At 44.6% G+C, this 23,118-nt stretch carries 22 protein-coding genes; 18 read left to right on the top strand and 4 right to left on the bottom strand.

Annotated features, from left to right (window positions below; genetic code table 11):
* Positions 1–46 precede the first annotated feature (46 nt).
* The gene (gene rlmE / locus ACM0P2_RS09385) at positions 47–676 is read right to left on the bottom strand and encodes a 23S rRNA (uridine(2552)-2'-O)-methyltransferase RlmE (protein ID WP_159117467.1); all 630 of its coding nucleotides are present in this window, start codon (positions 674–676) and stop codon (positions 47–49) included.
* 95 nt (positions 677–771) lie between these two features.
* On the opposite strand from rlmE, the gene yhbY reads away from it, so the two are divergent.
* Entirely contained in the window at positions 772–1,065 is a 294-nt protein-coding gene (gene yhbY, locus ACM0P2_RS09380; RefSeq protein WP_105931177.1) for a ribosome assembly RNA-binding protein YhbY, read from the top strand.
* Positions 1,066–1,177: 112 nt separating this feature from the next.
* On the top strand, positions 1,178–1,954 hold the full coding sequence (locus tag ACM0P2_RS09375) for a 3-hydroxyacyl-CoA dehydrogenase (protein ID WP_159117466.1): 777 nt from the start codon (positions 1,178–1,180) through the stop codon (positions 1,952–1,954).
* 123 nt (positions 1,955–2,077) lie between these two features.
* Here the strand turns inward: ACM0P2_RS09375 and ACM0P2_RS09370 are convergent, their stop codons facing one another.
* From ACM0P2_RS09370 to ACM0P2_RS09360, 3 genes are all read right to left on the bottom strand, one after another.
* Positions 2,078–2,992 carry a GGDEF domain-containing protein gene (locus ACM0P2_RS09370; RefSeq protein WP_159117465.1) on the bottom strand — a complete coding sequence of 305 codons (915 nt, stop codon included), beginning with the start codon at positions 2,990–2,992 and terminating at the stop codon, positions 2,078–2,080.
* Entirely contained in the window at positions 2,989–3,795 is an 807-nt protein-coding gene (locus tag ACM0P2_RS09365) for an alpha/beta fold hydrolase (RefSeq protein ID WP_159117464.1), read from the bottom strand. Before ACM0P2_RS09365 ends, ACM0P2_RS09370 begins: the two co-directional genes overlap by 4 nt.
* A 130-nt stretch (positions 3,796–3,925) precedes the next feature.
* A complete protein-coding gene (locus tag ACM0P2_RS09360; protein WP_159117463.1) occupies positions 3,926–6,322 on the bottom strand; it encodes a Lon protease family protein in 2,397 nt (798 codons plus the stop codon).
* A gap of 264 nt (positions 6,323–6,586) precedes the next feature.
* On the opposite strand from ACM0P2_RS09360, the gene ACM0P2_RS09355 reads away from it, so the two are divergent.
* The 16 genes from ACM0P2_RS09355 to ACM0P2_RS09280 all read left to right on the top strand — a co-directional run bounded on the left by ACM0P2_RS09355 (position 6,587) and on the right by ACM0P2_RS09280 (position 23,112).
* Complete coding sequence (locus ACM0P2_RS09355; RefSeq protein WP_419227623.1) at positions 6,587–7,168, top strand: hypothetical protein; 582 nt, start codon at positions 6,587–6,589, stop codon at positions 7,166–7,168.
* Between the two features lie 279 nt (positions 7,169–7,447).
* Positions 7,448–10,051, top strand: coding sequence for a leucine--tRNA ligase (gene leuS / locus ACM0P2_RS09350; protein ID WP_159117461.1), 2,604 nt, complete (start codon positions 7,448–7,450; stop codon positions 10,049–10,051).
* 11 nt (positions 10,052–10,062) lie between these two features.
* Complete coding sequence (lptE, locus tag ACM0P2_RS09345) at positions 10,063–10,596, top strand: LPS assembly lipoprotein LptE (RefSeq protein WP_120959488.1); 534 nt, start codon at positions 10,063–10,065, stop codon at positions 10,594–10,596.
* A gap of 2 nt (positions 10,597–10,598) precedes the next feature.
* The gene (gene holA, locus ACM0P2_RS09340) at positions 10,599–11,627 is read left to right on the top strand and encodes a DNA polymerase III subunit delta (RefSeq protein ID WP_419227622.1); all 1,029 of its coding nucleotides are present in this window, start codon (positions 10,599–10,601) and stop codon (positions 11,625–11,627) included.
* Between the two features lie 12 nt (positions 11,628–11,639).
* Positions 11,640–12,332, top strand: coding sequence for a nicotinate (nicotinamide) nucleotide adenylyltransferase (gene nadD / locus ACM0P2_RS09335; protein WP_419227621.1), 693 nt, complete (start codon positions 11,640–11,642; stop codon positions 12,330–12,332).
* Positions 12,333–12,349: 17 nt separating this feature from the next.
* Positions 12,350–12,667: a ribosome silencing factor gene (rsfS, locus tag ACM0P2_RS09330; RefSeq protein WP_105931167.1), complete on the top strand. Its 318-nt coding sequence runs from the start codon at positions 12,350–12,352 to the stop codon at positions 12,665–12,667.
* A gap of 116 nt (positions 12,668–12,783) precedes the next feature.
* Positions 12,784–13,254, top strand: coding sequence for a 23S rRNA (pseudouridine(1915)-N(3))-methyltransferase RlmH (rlmH, locus tag ACM0P2_RS09325; protein ID WP_419227620.1), 471 nt, complete (start codon positions 12,784–12,786; stop codon positions 13,252–13,254).
* A gap of 30 nt (positions 13,255–13,284) precedes the next feature.
* Positions 13,285–15,201 (top strand): penicillin-binding protein 2, encoded by a 1,917-nt coding sequence (mrdA, locus tag ACM0P2_RS09320; RefSeq protein ID WP_159117457.1) that lies wholly within the window; start codon positions 13,285–13,287, stop codon positions 15,199–15,201.
* Positions 15,198–16,313: a rod shape-determining protein RodA gene (gene rodA / locus ACM0P2_RS09315; RefSeq protein ID WP_105931164.1), complete on the top strand. Its 1,116-nt coding sequence runs from the start codon at positions 15,198–15,200 to the stop codon at positions 16,311–16,313. The genes mrdA and rodA overlap by 4 nt, the downstream gene beginning before the upstream one ends.
* A gap of 5 nt (positions 16,314–16,318) precedes the next feature.
* Positions 16,319–17,272 carry a septal ring lytic transglycosylase RlpA family protein gene (locus ACM0P2_RS09310; protein ID WP_173358629.1) on the top strand — a complete coding sequence of 318 codons (954 nt, stop codon included), beginning with the start codon at positions 16,319–16,321 and terminating at the stop codon, positions 17,270–17,272.
* Positions 17,273–17,663: 391 nt separating this feature from the next.
* Positions 17,664–18,848: a D-alanyl-D-alanine carboxypeptidase family protein gene (locus ACM0P2_RS09305; protein ID WP_173358630.1), complete on the top strand. Its 1,185-nt coding sequence runs from the start codon at positions 17,664–17,666 to the stop codon at positions 18,846–18,848.
* A gap of 101 nt (positions 18,849–18,949) precedes the next feature.
* Entirely contained in the window at positions 18,950–19,213 is a 264-nt protein-coding gene (ybeD, locus tag ACM0P2_RS09300) for a DUF493 family protein YbeD (protein ID WP_105931162.1), read from the top strand.
* A gap of 87 nt (positions 19,214–19,300) precedes the next feature.
* Complete coding sequence (lipB, locus tag ACM0P2_RS09295) at positions 19,301–19,885, top strand: lipoyl(octanoyl) transferase LipB (RefSeq protein WP_419227696.1); 585 nt, start codon at positions 19,301–19,303, stop codon at positions 19,883–19,885.
* Positions 19,878–20,840: a lipoyl synthase gene (lipA, locus tag ACM0P2_RS09290; protein WP_105931160.1), complete on the top strand. Its 963-nt coding sequence runs from the start codon at positions 19,878–19,880 to the stop codon at positions 20,838–20,840. The genes lipB and lipA overlap by 8 nt, the downstream gene beginning before the upstream one ends.
* 344 nt (positions 20,841–21,184) lie before the next feature.
* On the top strand, positions 21,185–22,192 hold the full coding sequence (ansA, locus tag ACM0P2_RS09285) for an asparaginase (protein WP_120959498.1): 1,008 nt from the start codon (positions 21,185–21,187) through the stop codon (positions 22,190–22,192).
* Positions 22,193–22,272: 80 nt separating this feature from the next.
* The gene (locus ACM0P2_RS09280) at positions 22,273–23,112 is read left to right on the top strand and encodes a DUF2797 domain-containing protein (protein ID WP_173358632.1); all 840 of its coding nucleotides are present in this window, start codon (positions 22,273–22,275) and stop codon (positions 23,110–23,112) included.
* Positions 23,113–23,118: the final 6 nt, after the last annotated feature.

The following is a 23,118-nucleotide window of genomic DNA, read 5'->3' as shown; positions in this document are numbered from 1 at the left end:
AATAAACGACACAACTCGCAACGAAAACCGCTTAACCCAAAGCGTACTACACTTTATACCCACAAGCCACCAAATACACCTCACGAGACCGTGATCTGGACGAGTCTGGCTTACGTGTCTTGATGGTGGTGAAAGATTGTTTAAGTTCGTTCATGAACTCAACAAACCCTTCCCCTTGGAACACCTTTATGACAAACGAACCGCCGGGCTTTAAAACCTGATGACACATATCGAGCGCTAGTTCGCAAAGGTACATAGAGCGCGATTGATCAACAGACGCATTTCCTGCCAGATTCGGTGCCATATCTGACAACACTATATCTACGGTCTTCCCACCGATTCTGTTCAATAGTGCATCGAGAACAGCGTCCTCTCTGAAATCTCCTTGTAAAAAGTCGACGCCAACGATAGGGTCCATGGGCAAAATATCGCATGCGATAACTTGACCATTGTCGCCAACAAGCTGAGCTGCCAACTGCGACCAGCCACCTGGGGCCGCGCCGAGATCTACAAGCGTCATTCCTGGTTTGATAAGCTTATCTTTTTTATGGATTTCTTCCAATTTGTAGATAGCTCGCGATCGCCAACCTTCCTTCTGCGCTTTTTGCACATAATGGTCGTTAACATGTTCTGTGAGCCAGCGTTTACTGCTGGCGGAGTGTTTCTTTTTTGTCATTCCAATACAATGTCATTAGGATTGTAGAGAAGATGGCGTTAGAATACGTTATTTCAAGCATAAACTAACAGATTAATTGTAAGAATTATTAATACATGAAACTTTCAAACAAACAGAAACAATTTCTTAAAGGCCTTGCACACCCGCTAAAACCTGTTGTGCAGCTAGGCGCAAACGGCCTTACCGAAGGGGTGGTTGCAGAAATTGACAACGCCCTTAATCACCACGAATTAATTAAAGTTAAGGTGCCTACTGATGACCGCGAAGAAAAAGCGCTAATCATGGACGCCATTGTTCGTGAAACCAACTCAGTTAAGCTTCAAGTAATCGGCCACACGCTAATTATCTACCGTCAAAGTGAAGACTGTAAAATTCAGTTGCCAAGGTAGCTGCGAAATAACTGAATTAAAGGTGCCGATCCACATCGGCACCATAGTCTTTTCTCTTACTTCCCGTTAACATCACGTTAATAATAGTGAAAACACGGTTTAAGGGAAAATTATGACGCTAAATAATCTTACTGCCATTGTTACCGGTGGTTGCTCCGGACTTGGCCACGCCACCGCTATCGCCCTTCGAGACGCTGGTGCGAATGTCAGCCTTTTCGATCTTAATGACGAAGTCGGCGCACAACGCGTTGAAGAATTAGGTAAAGACAACACCATTTTCACCAAAGTAGACGTACGCGATGAAGCATCGGTTCAATCAGCTATCGACGCTACAACGGAAACGTTCGGCCCTATCTCGCTCGTCGTCAATTGCGCTGGTATTGCCCCCGCTAAACGTTTACTTGATAAAGAAGGCAATCCTGCCCCCCTTGGTGATTTTCAAAAAACAATAGACATTAATTTAGTGGGAAGCTTCAACGTTTCACGCTTGGTCGCCGCTACCATGGCAAAACAACCACCGATTAATGATGAAGGTGAACGCGGTCTTATTGTAAACACAGCATCAGTTGCTGGCTACGAAGGTCAAATAGGTCAAACGGCTTATGCTGCCAGTAAAGGTGGCATTATCGGGTTAACGCTCCCAATGGCGCGAGATTTAGCGCCATTAGGTATAAGGGTAAACACAATAGCGCCCGGCGTAATGGGCACACCGATGCTGCTTGCCATGCCTGAAAAAGTGCAAGATGCGCTGTCTGCCAACGTGCAATTCCCTAAGCGATTAGGACTGCCCGAAGAGTTTGCTAAATTGGTTATACATATGGCAAATAACAGCTACTTAAATGGTGAAACAATCCGCTTGGACGGCGGTTTGCGTATGCCGCCTAAATAAATATTAGGCGTATTATCAATTGGGGAGCGCAGTGCTCCCTTTTTTGTATTTTATAGCCAAAAAGAAGACAAAGAATTAAAGACGTTTAAGAGTCGCGCCGTTTTTCTGCGCGCTTGAAGGCGTTTAGAGCCTTATAAAACCTTTCTCTTTATCAAATATCCGCGTGTGCGCTCTTTGATTGTCTTTCGCTGAATATAGTGCTTTATCGGCTTTTAATAATTGCGCAGCAATAACGTCTGACTCTTTCAGTCCATCTTGCTCTAGTACCGCACCACCAATGCTTACAGTTAATGGATTACCATTTGGAAGTACAATGGTCTCGATTGCATTGTGTAGCCTGTCGCTGAAAGACTTGATGGATTCAATATTCGCGTTATATAGAACAATCAAAAACTCTTCTCCGCCCCATCTAGCAACCACATCCGTTTCACGAACTTGTTCAAGGAGTAGTTTGGAAAGCGCTACCAAAACCTTATCTCCCTCATCGTGCCCGAAAGTGTCGTTAATATCTTTAAAAAAATCGATATCTAAGAGCAAAAATGATAAGGGGAAAAAAGCACGAGATGATTGGGTTATTAATACGTTTATGTCGTCTTTCGCTGCTCGTCGATTCAGTAATGGCGTTAGCGAGTCTTTGCGACTAACCGCTGTTAGTTCTTCCGTCTTTTTTTCAAGCAGATCTCTTGCTTCTAGCAATTCCTGATAAAGCTTATCTCGCTCTTCGGCTACATAAATAGCCCAGTACACAATGTTGTCTGACAACGTTAAATTCGCCACGGCGGGAACACGCATCCCCCCTTCAGAAATCAACGTAATTTGGACTTCTAAGTACTTTCCGTTAGCGAAAATGATGGGTTTTATATAGCTTTCATAAAAAATTAAGCTGGCTTTAGACACAATTTTGGCTATTTTCGCCTCAACCGGCTTTTTCAAACCAAGGTAGTCGTACGCAAAAGGGTTCAACCAGATAATTTTAGTAGTTTCAATATCTGACTTTATTAATAAACAGGGAAAATCTTCCCCAACCCACTCATTCAACTGACAAACTCCCTTACGATTGAAGATACAATGGCGGGATTTGTCATATGCAAACAATGTCCGTGTGCATCAACAACTTTTAGCTGGGAGCTTGGAATTATTTGATTCATGTACTCTCCCACTGCGGTGGAAGCTAGATTGTCGTGTTTGCTTTGTACGATGAGTGTGGGAAGGGTAAGCTTAGAAAGCATAGCCCTGTCGTCAGCGAAAAACGTAGCTTTAGCAAAGGGTTTTGCAAACTTTGGATCAGTGGAGCAGAAACTGGTCTCAAGTTCTTGCGTTAGTGCTGCATCGCTATCTTGCCCCATCACAAGAGGTGCCAAGTAGTTCGCCCACCCTACATAGTTTTTGTCCATTAAATTAATTAACTCTTCTAAATCTTCCTTGTCGAAGCCACCTTCATATTCAGGAGGAAAATTAAGAAAACAGGGGGAGGGACATATCATAACAAGCTTTGAAAAAATATGAGGAGACTGAATGGCCGCATGCATGCCAATCATGCTGCTTACAGAGTGACCAACAAAAATTATATCTTCTAAGCTAAGTTCCTCGCAGATATCTAGTACGTCTTGCGCGTAACCTTTCAGCGTTGAATAACGCTGTTTGCTATAAGCTGAATAGTCAGAAGAACCGCACCCCACATAATCGAATAGAATCACTTTATATTGCTTATCGAGATACGGTAGCAGGTGGCGCCACATTTTCTGATCACAGCCAAAACCGTGAGCCAGCATTATTACCTTATCGCCAGAACCATGAATCGTGACATTATTTCTCGCCTCTACATTATGAGAAGGTTGCATAGTATTGCCTCAAAATCTTTTACGTTTGCAAAATAAGTATCGCGAACAAGGCGACAATTATGGTCGCCGTTGTTCTTCTAGTTGTTCTAAACGTAGCACGATTACCTGAAAGGAAAGGTTAATATTTCATTTATTCTCCATCCCCACCATTTACGATAAGCGCGATATTGTATAAACGATTCACCGCATGGTAGTTAATAGAGTTTTTCGGGTAGCGTCCTTTGCTGCTGATCTTACCCGCTTCCTGCTCCATCAAAATAGTAAGCGCATCGTCCACGGTTTCAACAGTATAAATATGAAATAGCCCCTTTTTCACCGCATCGATAACCGTGGCATCTAACACCAGATTAATCGCATTCGATTTAGGGATGATTACGCCCTGAGTACCGGTTAAACCACGGTGTTGGCACAAGTCAAAAAAGCCTTCTATCTTTTCGTTTACACCGCCAACTGCTTGCACTTCGCCATATTGGTTAATCGAACCTGTAATGGCCAAGGTTTGTAAGCATGGGATTTCGGTAAGCGCTGAGATAAGGGCAACCAGCTCGCCAAGAGACGCACTGTCGCCGTCAATGTGTCCGTATGACTGCTCTAGCGCAATATTCGCTGATAGCGTTAGCGGGAAATGCTGCGCATACTTGTTGCCTAAATAACCGTTGAGCAACATAACACCTTTAGAATGTATAGGTTGTCCAAGCTCTACTTCCCGCTCAATATCAACCACACCACTAGCCCCCGCAAAAACAGTAGACGTAATACGAGCCGGAGTACCAAATGCTGTATCGCCAATGTCTAACACCGTCAGGCCATTAACCTTACCTACCGCTTTACCTTCAGTGGCAATGAGCACGTGCCCTTCTTTAATGTCGTTTAGAAGGGTTTGACTTACGCGGCCAGTACGACGCTTTTTCGCACTCAACGCGGTCTTTAAGTGATCAAGCTCTAGCGTATCCGCATTAGATTTCTGGCAAAAATAGTAGGCTTCGTTAACCAGTTCGATCACTTCCGCGAAATGGGCTGAAAGCTTCTCTTTGTGCTCTGCCATTCTCAGCGAGTATTCTACAAGCCTACACATGGCGTTAGCTGTGATACCTTTGAGCCCAAGGTGTATGAGATGGGCACGTACCTTACCCACGAAATCGAAAAGCGCTTGCCTTGTGACCGGAATCTCCAAGTCAAAATCTACCAACACTCTGAACAGTTCATCAAACTCGTCATCATAATCTTGCAGTGTGTAATATAAATCGCGGGAGCCTAACAAAACGATTTTCACATTTAGGTCGATGGGCTGTGGGTTAAGCGTAATATTATTCACCATACCCACGTCTTGCTGGGGTAAATCCATGCGTAAACGTTGAGATTTGATGGCGAGCTTCAAAGTATCCCACACGAAAGGCTGTTCAATGAGCTGGTCTACATCTAGCAATAGATAACCGCCGTTTGCTCGGTGCATAGCACCAGGCTGTATCATTCGATAGTTAGTAAATACACTGCCATGAATGTTGGTGTACTCGATTTTACCAAACAGGTTTTGGTAGGTGGGGTTTGGCTCATAAATAACGGGGGCCGCATCGTCAAGTTTATTCGACACCAAAACGTTGGGTAGAAACTGCTCTTCTAAGAAAATCTTTTTGTCAAAATCGTCGCTTTTCTCGTCCTTCTGCTCTTCACTGTGAATAACTAAAACGGCGTTGACCAAGGCCGTTTTGAGCTGTTTGAGGTACTTCATCACCCCGAGTTCAGACGTGTATTTATGTTCAAGCACTTTTAGCAGGGGCTTAATGCCCTGCTCTGCAGTCTTTTTATCGAGCTCACGCAAACGCTCTGAGTTTTCGCGCTTCCACGTTGGCAAGCTCAATAAGCTTTCACTTAATCTGTTTTCTAGCTCGTCGATAAGCGTGTAAAAGCCTTCTCTTTGCTCATCTGTTAACGTGGCAAACTCGGTATCGCTTATAGGCTTACCGTTTACGATAGGTGAAAAGGTGATTGAACCGCCTTCTTCATAAAGCGCAACGTCGTTTGCTTGTGCGTAACGCTCTACTGCGTCAATCGCAGCATCATATTTTTGTTCAAACTCTCTTGATATCGACGCGCGACGACGTTGATAACCCGGGTTGTCAAATGCAATGGGCAATGAGTCCAAAACATCATCGATAAGTGCAGCCATGTCTTTGTGAAACGCTTTGCCGCCACCAGGAGGGAATTTTAGCGCTACAGGTTCACGCTCTTCCTCAAAATTATTGATATAGCACCAGTCATCAGGTGCAGAAAGTTGAGATACTTGGCGCTCTATGTAGTCTTTTACTAGGGTAAAACGCCCGGTCGCAGGCTCGCCCATAACATAAAGGTTATAGCCCTTTGTGTTAATGCCTAACCCAAAAGTTAGCGCTTCACGGGCACGCTCTTGTCCGATAAAGGTAGCATTAAGCGCTTCCTCATCTTTTAGGGCACTATTAATCGCGCGGCGGTTAATGGTAGGTGATAACGCGTCTACGTCTAACGCAAATGGTTTACTGTCTACAGACATCTTATTCTATATTCGTTACTTTACTTAAGTGAAACCCTAATTAACATTAGTGTCAAACGCTTATCCGTAATAAAGCACCTTTGCACCGCCAATTGCACAACAAACAACCAGCTATATGTAGATATGGTATATTTTGTTTTTAGTGGTATGCCACTTACCACGCATGCTCTGCTAAGAGTCGCTTTACTCTTATCGGATAATATCAATGTGCTGCAGTAGCAATACAAGAGCGAAAACAAGCAATAGTTAATCAGAGTATTCATAATGACAAAAATAACAACTTCAACATCGCAGGTTCGCCTTACTCCTCTTTTAATACTGCTCATTGGTGCCGCTTTTTCGCCTTCGAGCATCGCAAACGTCAATTACGCGGACAACTCGGGTTTTTCAATTACCAACGTCAGTGAAAGCCATGCCCCTATCGAAGTGGTTTATTCTCACTTTATTGAACATGTTGATATGTGCTGGCCTAAAGATCATACGTGGTGGAAAGGCTCCCTGAGAATTGATGAACAAGCTGGCGGTTGTTTCTGCGAGACCACCGATAATGCAAGCGCTGTGCATATGCTCATAAGCTACGTTGAGCCACAAAAAAAAGTAATAATGACCGGTGGCTTAGGACCGCTTCAAGAAATGGGGGTAACTGGTGCGTTAACGTGGGAATTTAGCACTATAGAGGGAAACACGTCCAAAACAAAAGTTACCCTTACCTATAACGCGTCGGGTAACATCCATTTTGACGGAAAAAAGGCGTCGAATGAGGATGCCGCTAATTTGGTCAATGTAATTGATAAGGTGCAGGCGCAGCAACTTAACGCATTGACTACATTTAGTGATGCGAATTAGTTAAAAAATAGCAGTTTACTTCGCTGGTTACATACTAACTTATTAATTAATGCTCACTTTTCAAGCAAGCGACAATAAAATTCGCCTAGTTCGGTGTTAAGCTATTGAGGCATAGCTTAGCGCTGGGTTATTCTATTGGGCTATATATGTGTAATGTGGGAATATCCCACGCTCGGTTAGCCGGCAATATTGCGAAATTACCCATCAGAGTATTTGCAACAAATTCGCCTCACACCGACCCATAAACGTTTTAACTTTTAATGCGGAAGCCTAAGTTTCATGGCCGATAATCAGTACAACCCGAAAGACATTGAACAACGCGTTCAGCAATACTGGGAAGATAACCAATCTTTTAAAGCAAATGACGACGTAGAAAAAGAAAAGTTCTACTGTCTGTCTATGTTCCCATATCCAAGTGGCCGACTTCACATGGGTCACGTGCGCAACTACACCATCGGTGATGTAATTAGCCGTTTTCAGCGCATGCAGGGTAAAAATGTATTGCAGCCTATGGGTTGGGACGCTTTCGGTCTTCCGGCTGAAAACGCTGCGATCAATAACAATACCGCACCGGCTAAATGGACATACTCAAATATTGATTACATGAAAAACCAGCTTCGCTCGTTAGGTTTTGGCTACGACTGGGACCGCGAAGTAACGACATGTAAGTCAGACTACTATCGTTGGGAACAGTGGTTCTTCACGCGCCTTTATGAAAAAGGTCTTGTGTACAAGAAAAACTCTACTGTGAACTGGGACCCTGTTGACCAAACTGTTTTGGCTAATGAGCAGGTAATTGATGGTCGCGGGTGGCGTTCAGGTGCGCTTGTTGAGCAAAAAGAAATTCCACAGTGGTTTATTAAGATTACTGATTACGCTGAAGAGCTGTTACAAGACTTAGAACAGCTTGAGGAATGGCCAGACCAAGTTCGCGCAATGCAAGCTAACTGGATTGGTCGCTCTGAGGGTGTTGAAATTACCTTTGATTTAGCGTCAGCGGTTAACGATATTGCCGATTTAACGGTATACACTACACGCCCAGACACTTTCTACGGTGTAACCTACGTTGCGGTAGCAGCGCAGCATCCACTTGCCGAATTTGCAGCAAAATCTAACCCAGATTTAGCGGCCTTCATCGACGAATGCAAAAACACAAAAGTTGCTGAAGCTGAATTAGCAACGATGGAGAAGAAAGGCTTCGCAACAGGGTTTGAAGTGGTACACCCATTAACGGGTGAGAAGCTTCCAATTTGGGTGGCTAACTTTGTATTGATGGACTACGGTTCTGGTGCCGTTATGGCAGTTCCAGGTCACGATCAGCGCGATTGGGAATTTGCGACTAAATACGGCCTTCCAATTCAACAAGTTATCGCGCCAAATGCAGGTGATGAAGATAAGTGCGATTTATCAGCGTCTGCCTATACCGAAAAAGGCTGTTTGATCAACTCAGATAGGTTCAACGGTCTTGAATTCGCCGCTGCATTTAACGGCATTGCTGACGAGTTGGAGAGCAAAGGCTGTGGTAAGCGTAAGGTTAACTATCGTCTCAGAGATTGGGGCGTAAGCCGTCAACGCTACTGGGGCGCACCTATTCCAATGCTGAATTTGGAAAATGGCGAGTCAGTTCCTGTACCTGAAGACCAACTGCCTGTCGTTCTGCCAGAAGATGTGGAAATGAACGGCGTAACGTCGCCAATTAAAGCAGACCCTGAGTGGGCGAAAACCACTTATAACGGTGAACCTGCATTGCGTGAAACCGATACCTTCGATACCTTTATGGAGTCGTCGTGGTATTACGCACGCTATTCGAGTGCTACAAGCAATGACGCTATGCTGGATCCCACTTCTGCTAACTACTGGCTACCAGTAGACCAGTATATTGGCGGTATCGAGCACGCTATTTTACATTTGCTTTACTCTCGCTTCTTCCACAAGCTTCTTCGTGATGAAGGTCTCGTGAATTCTGACGAGCCGTTTAAGCGCTTATTATGTCAAGGCATGGTGCTGGCCGACTCTTACTACCGCGAAGACGCGTCTGGTAAGAAAACTTGGTTCTCGCCTACCGAAGTAAGCACAGAAAAAGACGACAAAGGCCGTATTGTTAAAGCATGGCTTACTGCTGACGGTGAAGAAGTTATTCACGGCGGCATGACTAAAATGTCTAAATCGAAGAACAACGGTATCGACCCACAAGAAGTTATCGACCAGTATGGTGCTGATACTGTGCGTTTGTTTACCATGTTTGCCGCGCCACCTGAACAAACGCTTGAATGGGTAGACTCTGGAGTTGAAGGTGCCAATCGTTTCTTGCGTCGTGTATGGAAACTGGTAACCGAACACGTTGAAAAAGGAACGCCTGAAGCTATTGACGTTAAGGCACTGTCGAAAGATCAGCAGGCCCTTCGCCGCGAAGTGCACAAGACCATTGAGAAAGTGTCTGATGACTTAGGTCGTCGTCAAACCTTTAATACTGCGGTTGCAGCCGTAATGGAATTGCTAAATCACCTTCAAAAAGCGCCTCAAGAAAACGCACAGGACATCGCTATTATGCGCGAAGCTTGTGAATCAATCTTGTTGCTTCTTAACCCAATTACGCCACACATTGCTCACGAGCTATGGAAGGTATTGGGTCATAGCGAAGATATCGATTTAGCTCCATGGCCGAAAGCTGACAAAGATGCGCTGGTTGAAGATGAAAAACTTATCATTGTTCAGGTTAATGGCAAGGTTCGCGCTAAAATGACGATAGCCGCTGATGCAACCAAAGAGACCATTGAAGCTTCTGCTAAAGCGCAGCCAAACGTTCAACAATTCATCGAAGGTAAAACCATTCGCAAGGTAATTGTTGTTCCTGGCAAGCTTGTGAATATTGTAGCTAACTAGGTCTGCATACTATGAAAAAGCACTTACAATTCGCAGCAGTTGTAATGAGTATGGTACTGGTAACAGGCTGTGGCTTTCACTTAAGAAGTAGCCCTAGCCTGCCAGATGACGTCAACACAGTTGTCATTGAAAGTGCTAGAGCACACGCGCCGTTGGCGCGTGCTCTCAACAAACGTTTAAATGTTTACGGGTTAAATCGTGTCGATGTGAGCGACTCTGCGTCATCAAGTCAAAATATCAACATATACCTCCTTCCTGAAAAGCTAGAACGGCAACTTCTTTCTGTCTACCCTTCTGGGCAAGTGGCAGAATACGAGCTTATCTACGTTGTTCGCTATCGCGTTCAGTTTCCCGGAAAAGAAGCCGTTATGGCCCAATTTGAGGTGGTGAGAGATTATCAGGACGATCCTGACCAAGTACTTGCAAAATCACGAGAGCTTGATTTGATGTTAAGTGAAATGCGCGACGAGGCAGCAGACATCATGATTAGGCGCCTCTCTAGCCAAGCCACTGCAGCGCCGGCTTTATCAACGAATCAGCCATAAGCATGCAAATCTATCCAAATCAATTTAGCCAAGATATAGCAAAAACACTTCGTCCAACCTATTTAGTGTTCGGCGATGAACCCCAGCAAAAATTTGAAGTTATCGAGCAAATTCGTGCTAAAGCCAAAGCCAATGGTTTTGAGGAACGCACAGTGCTGGTTGCAGAAACCGGGTTTAATTGGAACCAACTTATAGAAGCGACACAAAGTATGTCGCTTTTTTCAAGCCAGCAGTTTATTGAATTAGAATTACCTACTGGGAAGCCAGGTTCTGAGGGCAGTAAAATGCTGCAAGAGGTTGCTGCGTCGCTAAACCCGGATATCTTGTTACTGGTACACGGCCCTAAAATTGGCAAAGACGTACAGCGCGGCAAATGGTTCAAAGTTTTAGACGATATGGGTGCGTCAGTCTTGTGCTATCCCCTTGAAGGCAAACAGCTTAATGCGTGGCTAAACCAGCAGCTAAAGTCTCACAACCTCACAGTATCAGCGTCTGGCGCTAAAATGATTGCCGATTTCTGCGAAGGTAACATGCTGGCTGCCAAACAGGAAATTGACAAACTCGCCCTGCTCTATCCTCAGCATTCAATCACTGAAGAGCAGATCGAAAAAGCCATGGTAGACCAGTCACGCTTTAGCGTATTTCAGCTAGTTGACGTAATGCTAAGCGGTGATAGCACGCGCTGTATAAAGATGCTTTATCGGTTAGAAAGTGAAGGTCTAGAGCCCAACATTATTATCTGGGCGCTCATCAGAGAATGGGAACAGCTTTGGAAGTTAAAGTTAGCACAGCAAAGCGGTACACCTATTCAATGGCAAAAGTTTGGTATATGGCGTAACAGGCAGGGTTATTACCAAAGTGCTTTAAATCGGCTTAGCCTTGCTCAGCTAGAAGATATTCAAAAAGCGCTCACGAAATCAGACCATGCGTTTAAGCAAAATGTGGTTGCTCGCCCATACGTTGAAATGTGTCATCTTTGCATGATGTTCATGGGGATTGACTTACGCAACATTCCACTGCTTCAGGCATAAAGGCAGTATGTAGTGCGTGAGACAATACAACCCCGAGTTAGGTCCACTGTGAAAGCCATTCTTGGCGGAACATTTAATCCTCCACATAAAGGCCATATATTTGCTGCCTTAAAAGCTGCAGATGAAATTGGGATTGCGCATGTACACCTGATGCCCTGTAAGCTTGCGCCGCATAAGTCCGTTGGTGTGTCAGAGACTCACCGGGTTAAAATGATTGAACTGTGCGCTCAAACCAATGAAAGACTTATTCCAGAATTGATCGAGCTGTCATTACCATCGCCGTCTTACACGGTAAAAACGCTGCGCGCCTTAAAGCAAAAAAGCGCTGACACAATCTGTTTTTTCATTGGCGCAGATTCGCTGTATAATCTAGATAAATGGTACGAGTGGGAACACCTGCTCGATTATTGTCACTTAGTGGTAATGCGTAGAGACGATGAAATATTTTCGCCTCCCCCCGCAGTACAAACGTGGTTAGATTGTCATGTGACTCGCGAAAAACGTGTTATACACGAAAAGCCTGCTGGTCACGTGTTATTAATCGACACACCACTTTATAGTGTTTCATCAACTGAAATTCGAGATGTGCTATCTGGTATAGCAAAGCCTGCGAAGGCCGATGTATTAAATCGTTCCTCTATCAACGGATGGCTAGAAGAGGATGTACTTAAGTACATCAACGAACATCAGTTATATAAAAGTTAAGTAAGTGAGGAAAACTCTTGGAGAGTCAACAGCTCAAACAGTTTGTTAAAGACAAAATTGACGATATGAAAGGCCGTGATGTTATTGAATTAGACGTTCGCGGCAAATCTAGCATTACAGACACAATGATCATTTGTTCTGGTAATTCGAAGCGCCATGTTTCTTCTATTGCAGAAAATGTAATGGTAGAAGCAAAAAATGCCGGCCACGCTCCCGGGAGTGTGGAAGGTAAAGAGACTGGCGAATGGGTACTTGTCGACTTTGGCGATGTTATTTTGCACGTTATGCAAGACGAAACCCGTGATTTCTATCAGTTAGAAAAACTGTGGTCATAGCGGTTTAACCTGCCGCTTGTCGCAAGCAGTAGCACGGTCGGTAAAGGCCATACTTTGTTGTGTATGGCCTTTATTGCGTAAGTGAAACAGTAAATCCTGAAGTAAGGTAAAGTTAAGTGCGTATACAGATTGTCGCCGTTGGAACAAAGATGCCGAACTGGGTTAGTGCGGGTGTTGATGAATTCATACGCCGTTTTCCTAGTGATATGCCGGTTTCTTTTACCGAAATCCCTGCAGGCAAACGGGGGAAAAACGCCGACATTAAACGCATCTTAGAAAAAGAAGGCGAGCTTATGCTTGCCGCCATTCCAAAAGGTAACCGCATTGTGACCTTAGAAGTTACAGGTAAACCCTGGGATACACCGACACTTGCTAGGCAACTCGATAACTGGAAAATGGACGGAAGGGACGTCAGTCTTCTCATCGGTGGGCCTGAAGGGCTTGCTCCAGAGTGTATTTCCGCGTCAGAACAAAAGTGGTCGTTATCGGCTCTAACCCTTCCACACCCTCTTGTCAGGATTATCCTAACAGAGAGCTTATATCGTGCTTGGTCGGTGACGCAAAACCACCCTTATCACCGTGAATAAGATGTTGTTCCGCTAATGCAAAGGAAGTCAATGCAACGAAAACGCCAGGCAATACGCGACCACTCTGCTGAAGCAAACTTATTCGCACGTCGCGCTTCCATAGCATTTATCATCGTGGTCGCAATGTTAGGAATAGTGCTAAATAACTTATATTCCCTGCAAGTTACTCAGTTCGAAGATTATCAAACCCGCTCAAACGGCAATAGGATAAAAGTTCTGCCTATCGCGCCAAACCGAGGGCTAATTTACGACCGTAATGGTGTTCTTCTGGCGGAAAATCGCCCTGTTTTTAGCTTGGAAGTTATCCCTGAAGACGTCGAAGATATCGACAAAACACTTGCCGATTTAACCGCTCTAATGGGAATAACAAGCGATGAATTAGAGCGCTTTCAGTCAACGCTTAAAGGTACTCGTCGATTCAAACCTGTGGCGTTGCGTACACAGCTTACAGAAGAAGAAGTTGCGTTATTTTCGGCGAGTAAGCACAAATTCCCCGGTGTACAAATTGAAGCCCGGTTGGCCCGTCATTACCCTTATAAAGAAACGCTTACCCATGCACTAGGTTACGTTGCGCGTATTAACAAGCGAGACTTACAAAAATTAGTTGAAGCTGGCCAAGAAGATAACTACGCGGCCACGCATGACATTGGCAAGCTGGGCATAGAAAAGTATCACGAAGAATTACTGCATGGAGAGGTGGGTTATCAGCAGGTAGAGGTGAATAACCAGGGGCGCATTATTCGCGTCCTAAGTGTAGAACCGCCAACACCTGGCAAAGATATCGTGCTGAATCTCGATTTAGAACTTCAGTTAGAAGCGCAGCGTATTATCGACGGCATGCGCGGCGCGGTCGTGGTAACTGATATCAAAACCGGCGGTGTACTCGCCCTTTATTCGAACCCCAGTTACGATCCAAACTTATTCGTCCACGGTATCAGCAGTAAAAACTATTCTGCGCTTTTAAATTCACCCGACCGCCCACTTATTAATCGCGCCACTCAAGGGCAATACCCTCCAGCATCAACGATAAAGCCACATCTCGGCTTTGTAGGCTTGGAAGAAGGTGTGATCACAAAAGACTACACCATTACTGACACAGGTCGCTACAAGCTACCTAACGTATCACACGTGTGGCGTGACTGGCGCAGATGGGGGCACGGTAAAGTTGACGTATCGAAAGCGATAGAGGTGTCGTGTGATACCTATTACTACGAACTGGCCTATAAACTTGGTATCGATAAAATCAGTGAGGCCATGTATGAATTTGGTTTCGGCGATTTCACCGGAATTGATTTGTACGAAGAGTCAGACGCTAATATGCCCAGTCGTGGATGGAAGCGAGCGCGCTTTAACCAACCATGGTATATCGGTGATACCATTCCTGTTGGTATAGGGCAAAGCTACTGGACTACCACCCCTATCCAACTAAACACGTCCGTCAACGCACTGATAAACGCTGGCGAACGTTATATTCCTCAATTAATAAGAGGATATATGAATTCCGATACGTCGGTTGACCTTATTCCACTCAAATCGCTTCGTCCTATCGAGATTAAAAACCGCGACAATCTGGATGTAGTACTAAACGCAATGCGAGACGTGGTAAGTGGTGAAGAAGGCGGCGCTAGACATGCCTTTGCCGATACACCATACGATTCAGCGGGAAAAACCGGGACGGCCCAGCTATTTACAGTTGGACAAAACGAAAAATACGACGCATCTAAAATAGACGAGCGACTAAGAGACAACGCAATGTACGTTGGTTTCGCGCCGTTTGAAGACCCTGAAATATCTGTGACTGTGGTGCTAGAAAATGTAGGGGGCGGAAGTAAAAATGCGGCACCGGTAGCCCGTCAAATAATGGACTTTTATTTTCGAGACCGTATCTTCGACACTAATAATGAAGAAACCGCACAAAATGATTTAATGTTAGGGGCATCGCAGTGAAAAGAACGACTATAAACCCCAACAAAATTAATTTACTGCAGCGGATTCATATTGATGGATGGCTGCTGGTTGGCTTACTTGTTTTAAGTGGTGTGGGTCTATTTACGCTGTATTCAGCATCTGGCCAAGACATGGAGCAAATGGAACGACAGTTCATTCGCCTTGGCTTTAGCTTTGTTGTTATGTTTGTGTTAGCTCAATTCCCCCTCGGCGTTTATCGCTTTTTCTCCACCTATGCCTATGTTGGTGGCCTACTCATGCTTATCGCCGTTTTGCTGTTTGGCGATATGGGTAAAGGTGCGCAGCGATGGTTAGATTTGGGCTTTATACGCTTTCAGCCTTCAGAATTAATGAAGTTAGCTGTTCCCATGATGGTAGCTTGGTATATCAGCAAGTTTACCCTACCGCCTCGCAGCGCCCATATTATTTTGGGGTTTGCCCTTGTTGTCGTACCCACAATCCTTATTGCTAAACAACCAGACTTGGGTACATCACTGCTTATAGCAAGTTCGGGGGTATTCGCTATCTTTCTTGCAGGCATGAGCTGGAGGCTTATTTCTGTAGTCGGCGCCCTCATTGGCGCGTTTGCGCCGGTCATGTGGTTCTTCTTAATGAAGGATTATCAGAAACAGCGCGTATTAACATTTCTAAATCCAGAGAGCGACCCGCTGGGTTCAGGTTATCACATTATTCAATCGAAGATTGCCATCGGCTCAGGTGGCGTTGATGGTAAAGGTTGGCTACAGGGCACTCAATCTCAATTGGAGTTTTTGCCTGAGCGACACACCGACTTCATATTTTCTGTATTTAGTGAAGAATTCGGCCTGACAGGCGTAATGTGTTTAATGGCTATTTATCTTTTCATAATTTTGCGCGGCCTAATTATTTCAAGCAGAGCACAAGACGCCTATGCAAAATTACTAGGTGGCAGTATAACTCTGACTTTCTTTGTATACGTGTTTGTGAACATGGGCATGGTATCGGGGTTACTACCTGTTGTAGGTGTTCCCCTACCTTTGGTGAGCTTTGGTGGTACATCTATGGTGACTTTGATGGCCGGATTTGGCATTCTAATGGCAATAGCCACACAAAAACGATTAATGTCTAGATAAACCCTATGTTGCATCATCTGATTTCAGTACGTGTAATGCTTATCGAAAAACTGGCAAACCGGAAGTACTATAAATATGGTGCAGCCCTTCTAGTAGGATTACTGCTAAGCGGGTGCCAGAGCACACCAACACAAAGTAGCCGCTATACACAGCACAAAGACTCTGCACCAAAGCACGTAGCCAAGACACCTGAAACATTGGATGCCGTGCCTAAGTATGAGGCGTATCGCATGTTTAACAGCAGGCCATACAAAGTGCTTGGTAAACATTATACGCCAATGAACAGTGGTAAAGGTTATGAAGAAGTAGGCTACGCGAGTTGGTACGGTCAAAAATTTCATGGCCATTTAACCTCAAATGGCGAAACTTACAATATGTTCGCCATGAGCGCCGCTCACAAAACTCTACCTCTTCCCTCTTATGTTCGCGTGACCAACTTAGAGAATAACAAACAGGCGATTGTGCGCGTTAACGACCGCGGCCCGTTTCACGACAATAGAATTATTGACCTGTCTTATGCAGCAGCAGTCAAATTAGGCTATCACAGTAAAGGCACGGCCAAGGTCAAATTAGAAGTTATCCATTTTGACGAACGCAACAATGTTACCGTAGGTAATGGTCCCACGGTCTCTTATGACGAATATCTTGGTATTGATGTAGTGCCGTCTCCTAAAGTTGTAGTGAATACAAATTCCCCTGAAACGGCGACAGAAAGCAGTAGTGAAGTCGGTAACGGTATCTATATACAGGTCGCAGCACTATCTAACGCTGAAAAAGCGAAATCTATTTCTAATGTTTTATCGGCGCTATATCAAATTCCGGCCCACCTCCCTGTTGCGGATAACATTTATAAACTTCAACTGGGCCCTATCCACGACGAGGCCGTCGTTGCAGAAGTGCTGCAGCAACTCAAGCAGAATGGCTACCCGAACGCCTACGCTATCACTCAAATGCTGTAAGCAAAATGAAGGCTCTTTATTAACACGTGAGCATGAAAAGCCCACGCCTTGTAATCCATTTTTCCTCTCCTTTTCCATGACACTGCAGGTTGCTTACTAAATCGTCTATTTTGTGGCATTTTTGTGTCATTCAGCAGGCAATATCACGGTTTCTTCGTCTAACACCTACTAAGACGTAAACTTTTTTGATAAAACCTAGTCTTACAGGCAGCCTTTCGTTAGGATCTAGCTTAGCCCTTTGATAAATCAGGGTTGGCATTAATGATTCGGTTACGAACTGGACAAAAGCTAAATTTGGGTAGCCATGTTTTGCGGTATTCGCTTCGCGGTCTCCGCAACAATAGGGTAAGCTTTAACTCACACGGATAAAACGGTCAAAGAAATTAGAACCATGCTCAGAATAATTCAACGCGCTAAACCGTCATTACTTTCATTTGCCTTTTTGGTAATGGGCTCTTTACTAATTACAGCAAACGCTGCAGTAGTAACACCGCCTGCACCAACAGTTGCTGCTGAAGGTTTTTTACTTACCGACTATGAAACAGGCAATGTCATCGCATCGAAAAATGCAGACATGCAGCTTGCGCCCGCAAGCTTAACCAAAATTATGACTATCTACGTAATCGGTAAAGAACTTCAAGCAGGCAATATCAGCTTAGATGACGAAGTTACCATTTCTGAAAATGCATGGGCGAAAAAATTCCCTGACTCTTCAAAAATGTTTATCGAAGTGGGTACACAAGTTTCAGTAAGAGATTTATTACGAGGCATCGTTGTTCAATCAGGCAATGACGCATGCGTAGCCATGGCAGAGCACGTTGCGGGGTCTGAGTCTGCCTTCGCTAGCATGATGAATGCGCATACTGCGTCTCTTGGTATGACGGGTTCACATTGGGTAAATGCACACGGGTTACACGACCCAGATCACTACACTACTCCTCGTGATATGGCCATTTTGTCTCGCGCACTTATTGCAGAAACGCCAGAGATGTACAAAATTTACAGCGAAAAAGAATTTACGTACAACGGTATAAAGCAGTATAACCGTAACAGCCTGTTGTGGGATAAAAGCCTAAACGTAGACGGCATCAAGACAGGTCATACTTCAGATGCAGGTTACAGCCTAATCACTTCAGCAGAGCAAGGCGGTATGCGTCTTATCTCTGTAGTAATGGGCACTGACAGCGAACGTGCCCGAAAAGTGGAAAACAAAAAGCTGCTTAAATACGGTTTCCGTTTTTATGAAACACTTACTCCCTATCAAGCTGGTCATAGCTTTGTAGCACATCGTATCTACATGGGTGATAGAGAAACGGTAGACCTTGGAATTAATCAATCTACCCCCATTACTATTCCCCGTGGACAAGCGGCTAATTTAGAAGCTAACTTTGAGCTGGACAACAAGCTTGAAGCACCTCTGGCAAAAGGTCAGGTTGTTGGAAAACTCTACCTGCAGCTAGACGGTGAAGATGTAGCTAGTTACCCACTGGTAACCCTTCAAGAAGTTAAAGAAGGGAGCTTCTTTAATCGCGCTAAAGACTACATTATGCTTCAGCTAGGATTTGACGACGAGTAAGTTCACGTACTGAAAACGTTAAAAAGCTAGTTGTGAAGCGGCCAGATTTGTTACAATCTGGCCGTTTTTTTATATGATATTTTAAGTACCAAGGATATCGCATGGATACCCGTTTCGACGAATTACTAGATTTTCCAACTCACCAGACGTTTAAAGTAATGGGCGTTGCCCATGAGAAACTACCTGAACAGGTGGTAAGCTGTCTTCAGGAGCATGCTCCTGGCGACTATTCACCTAATGTAAAACCAAGTAGTAAAGGTACCTATCACTCGGTTTCAGTTAGTGTGCGTGTGACGAGCAAAGAGCATATGGAAACCATCTACACTGAACTGGCTAAATTAGAGCTTGTTAGGGTTGTACTTTAAGTGAATGAGCAGTCGACGTTAGCTGTCACCGATGGCGTTATTATACGTCAGCTAGGACGTCAGCCGTATGAGCCCATCTTTGAGGCAATGAAACGCTTTACAGATGAACGTGGAGAGACCACCCTAGACGAGATTTGGCTAGTAGAGCACGACGCCGTTTTCACCCAAGGACAGGCGGGAAAAGCTGAGCATATACTCATGCCTGGTGACATCCCGGTAGTACAGGTCGACCGTGGCGGTCAAGTTACCTACCACGGGCCAGGCCAGCAAGTTATCTATCTTTTACTCAATATAAAACGTAGAAAGTTAGGTGTGCGCCACTTAGTAACGGCCATGGAGGAAGCTGTGGTCGGACTACTTGAAAAGTATGGTGTAAAGGCATACCCGAAGCCCGATGCGCCGGGTGTTTATGTTGATGAAAGAAAAGTTTGTTCGCTAGGTTTAAGAATACGTAATGGCTGCTCGTTTCACGGCTTGGCATTAAATGTTAATATGGACCTAACACCGTTTCAGCGTATTAATCCCTGTGGTTATGCCGGTATGGAAATGATAGATACCGCTCGACTCAATGGTCCAACTACGCTTGAAACCGCGGGTAATGAATTAACGCATTTATTACTAGAAGCACTTTCTATTGCGGAACCAACATACAAAGAAGGTTTTGATGAGTAACGCACGACCTCAAGCGGGGGTAAAACTCCGTGATGACGAAAAAGTAAAACACATTCCAGTCACTATTATCCCTTCCGAAAAAGAAGAGATGCTGCGTAAGCCAGAGTGGATAAAAATCAAACTTCCTCGTACTACCGAGAAAATTGATCACATAAAGCAAACGCTTCGCAAAAATAACCTTCACTCGGTATGCGAAGAAGCTAGCTGCCCTAATCTTGCTGAGTGTTTTAACCACGGTACTGCCACCTTTATGATTTTAGGTGATATCTGTACTCGTCGTTGTCCGTTCTGTGACGTAGCGCACGGTAAGCCCCTGCCCCCAAGCGCAGAAGAGCCAGAAAAGCTAGCGAAAACCATTGCTGAAATGAAGCTTCGTTATGTTGTTATTACGTCTGTTGACCGTGATGACTTACGCGACGGTGGTGCGCAGCATTTTGTAGACTGTATCAATGCCATACGTGAGCACAGCCCAACCACGACTATCGAAGTATTAGTTCCTGACTTCCGTGGGCGTATGGACCGAGCGCTAGAAATTTTCAAAAATGGAGTCCCAGACGTATTTAACCACAACTTGGAAACCATTCCTCGCTTGTACCGTGAATGTCGTCCGGGTGCTAACTACCAATGGTCATTAGACTTACTTAAAAAGTTCAAGGCGCAACACCCTAACGTAATGACCAAATCAGGTCTTATGATGGGCATGGGTGAAGAAAACGAAGAGATCCAAGGTGTACTTGATGACCTTCGCGCTCATGATGTTGATATGCTTACGCTAGGACAATATTTGCAACCTAGTCGCCACCACTATCCGGTAAAACGCTATGTGCACCCTAAGGAGTTTGATGCCCTAGGTGACTATGCAAAAGAAATCGGTTTCAAGCATGCAGCATGTGGTCCTATGGTTCGTTCAAGCTACCATGCCGATCAGCAAGCAGCAGGCAAAGAAGTCAAATAACGACAGCGTGTATTAAGACAACTCGCATGGTTATGAACATCTATGAAAATCACGGCCGTTAACGACTGTCGATACTCTCTAAAGCGGTGCTCATCACCGCTTTTTTGTACCTAGCTCATCTCAGATAGCGCGAAATACTAGTTCTCAACAGTCGTTAGTGGACCATATTTCCACTTACTTGATGAGCTTTAACTAAGTATTATACCAATCCGCATAGATAAGTGGGTGATTATCTATGCGGACTGCTATTACGGGGTGACAACGCCGTGGGTATTGATAGAATGCCCGTCAAATTCGCTATCTCCCTTTGAAAGTTTTTTCAAACAGGTGTTAAAGGTCACGTAATGCGCAAACATATCTACATTGCCTATACCGGTGGAACAATTGGTATGAAGCCTTCTAAACAAGGCTATGTGCCTGCTGCCGGCTTCTTGTCAGATACATTGAAAAAGATGCCGGAGTTTCATCGAACTGAGATGCCTCTTTTCACATTGCATGAGTACGATAATCTTATCGACTCATCAGATATGGACCCCTCTGATTGGCAACGCATTGCAGATGATATATCCGCCAACTACGATAAGTACGACGGCTTCATCATTTTACATGGTACTGATACGATGGCGTACACCGCCTCAGCGCTAAGTTTTATGTTAGAAGATTTGTCAAAGCCAGTCATTGTGACAGGATCTCAGATTCCTTTGGCTGAGCTTCGTTCTGATGGACAAGTCAATCTACTTAATTCGTTGTATGTTGCCGCGAACTTTCCCATTGCTGAAGTGGGGCTTTTCTTTAACAACAGGCTACTGCGCGGAAACCGCAGTCGAAAGGTCGACGCTGACGGATTTAGTGCCTTCGATTCACCAAACTTCCCTCCTCTCTTGGAAGCGGGAATTAACATTCGCCTTAAAGCGGGTACGATGGCAAGCGCACCAGATAACGGCCTTACGGTTTCAAACGTTAAAGCTCAGCCCATTGGTATGGTGAACCTTTATCCGGGCATAGCGCCTGAGGTAATAAAGAATACGCTTCAACAACCGGTCAACGCCCTTATACTTTTAAGTTACGGTGTGGGCAACGCACCACAAAACCCTGAACTTATTGCCCAGCTTAAATATGCTAAATCAAGGGAAATTCCGGTATTGAACTGCACGCAGTGTATGCGTGGTCGGGTCAACATGGGCGGTTATGCAACAGGGCATGGCCTCCAAGAAGTCGGAGTACTCTCTGGAAGTGATATGACGCCAGAGGCAGCGCTTGCAAAACTTCATTATTTACTAAGCAAAGACCTGGCTTTTGACGAGGTGTGTCGATTACTTACTCAGAACTTGCGCGGTGAATTAAGCGACTAATTATTCGCTTATTCACAATACGCCATTAAATCTTCAACGTTTTGATTTTGATAACGTTAATTTGAGAAAAGGTTATAACCGTGACAACTATATACTCAGGTGCGCTAAAAAAGATGCGCACCTCTGCCGATGAAAGTAATACCGTACATTACACACTGCCAATTGGCGAAGAGCTGATAGATATAAACGCGCTTATCGGCAAAGAGATAACCGTGACCTATTCCGGCGACATAAATTGTGTGCACTGTAACAGAAAAACCAAGAAGAGCTTCAATCAGGGTTATTGCTATCCTTGCTTGATTTCACTTGCCCAATGCGACAGTTGTATCATCAAACCTGAAAAATGCCATTTTCACGAAGGCACGTGCAGAGAGCCTGAGTGGGGAGAAGCACATTGTTTTAGTGAGCACTTTGTTTACTTAGCAAACACTGGCACAGTAAAGGTGGGCATCACTCGTCAGGTTACTGATGGTGTTTCAACGCGCTGGATGGATCAAGGCGCAACCCAAGCCACTGTTATGCTGCGTGTGCCTGATAGGCTTACCAGTGGATTGGTTGAAACTTTGTGTAAAGACCATATCGCTGATAAAACGAATTGGCGTACCATGCTTAAGGGCAAACCTGATGAGGTTGACTTAGAGCAGGTAAAAACTGAACTAATGGAAAAAATCGAAAACGATTTAGACGCATTGAAACAGGAAAAAGGGCTTCAAGCCGTATCAGAAGTGAACAGCACCATTCACGATATTCACTACCCTGTTGAAGACTACCCAGTCAAAATTAAATCACTAAATTTGGATAAGACACCTGCGTTTTCAGGCGTTTTACAAGGCGTGAAAGGGCAATATTGGATGTTAGATGAAGACCGCGTTATTAATATTCGAAAATTTGCCGGTTACAACGTTCAGCTAGCATTTTAAAATACT

This window comes from Alteromonas sp. OM2203, assembly GCF_048517045.1.
GTDB lineage: Bacteria > Pseudomonadota > Gammaproteobacteria > Enterobacterales > Alteromonadaceae > Alteromonas > Alteromonas gracilis.
The sequence above is the reverse complement of the archived record's forward strand: the minus strand, read 5'-3'. Positions and strand labels throughout refer to the sequence as shown.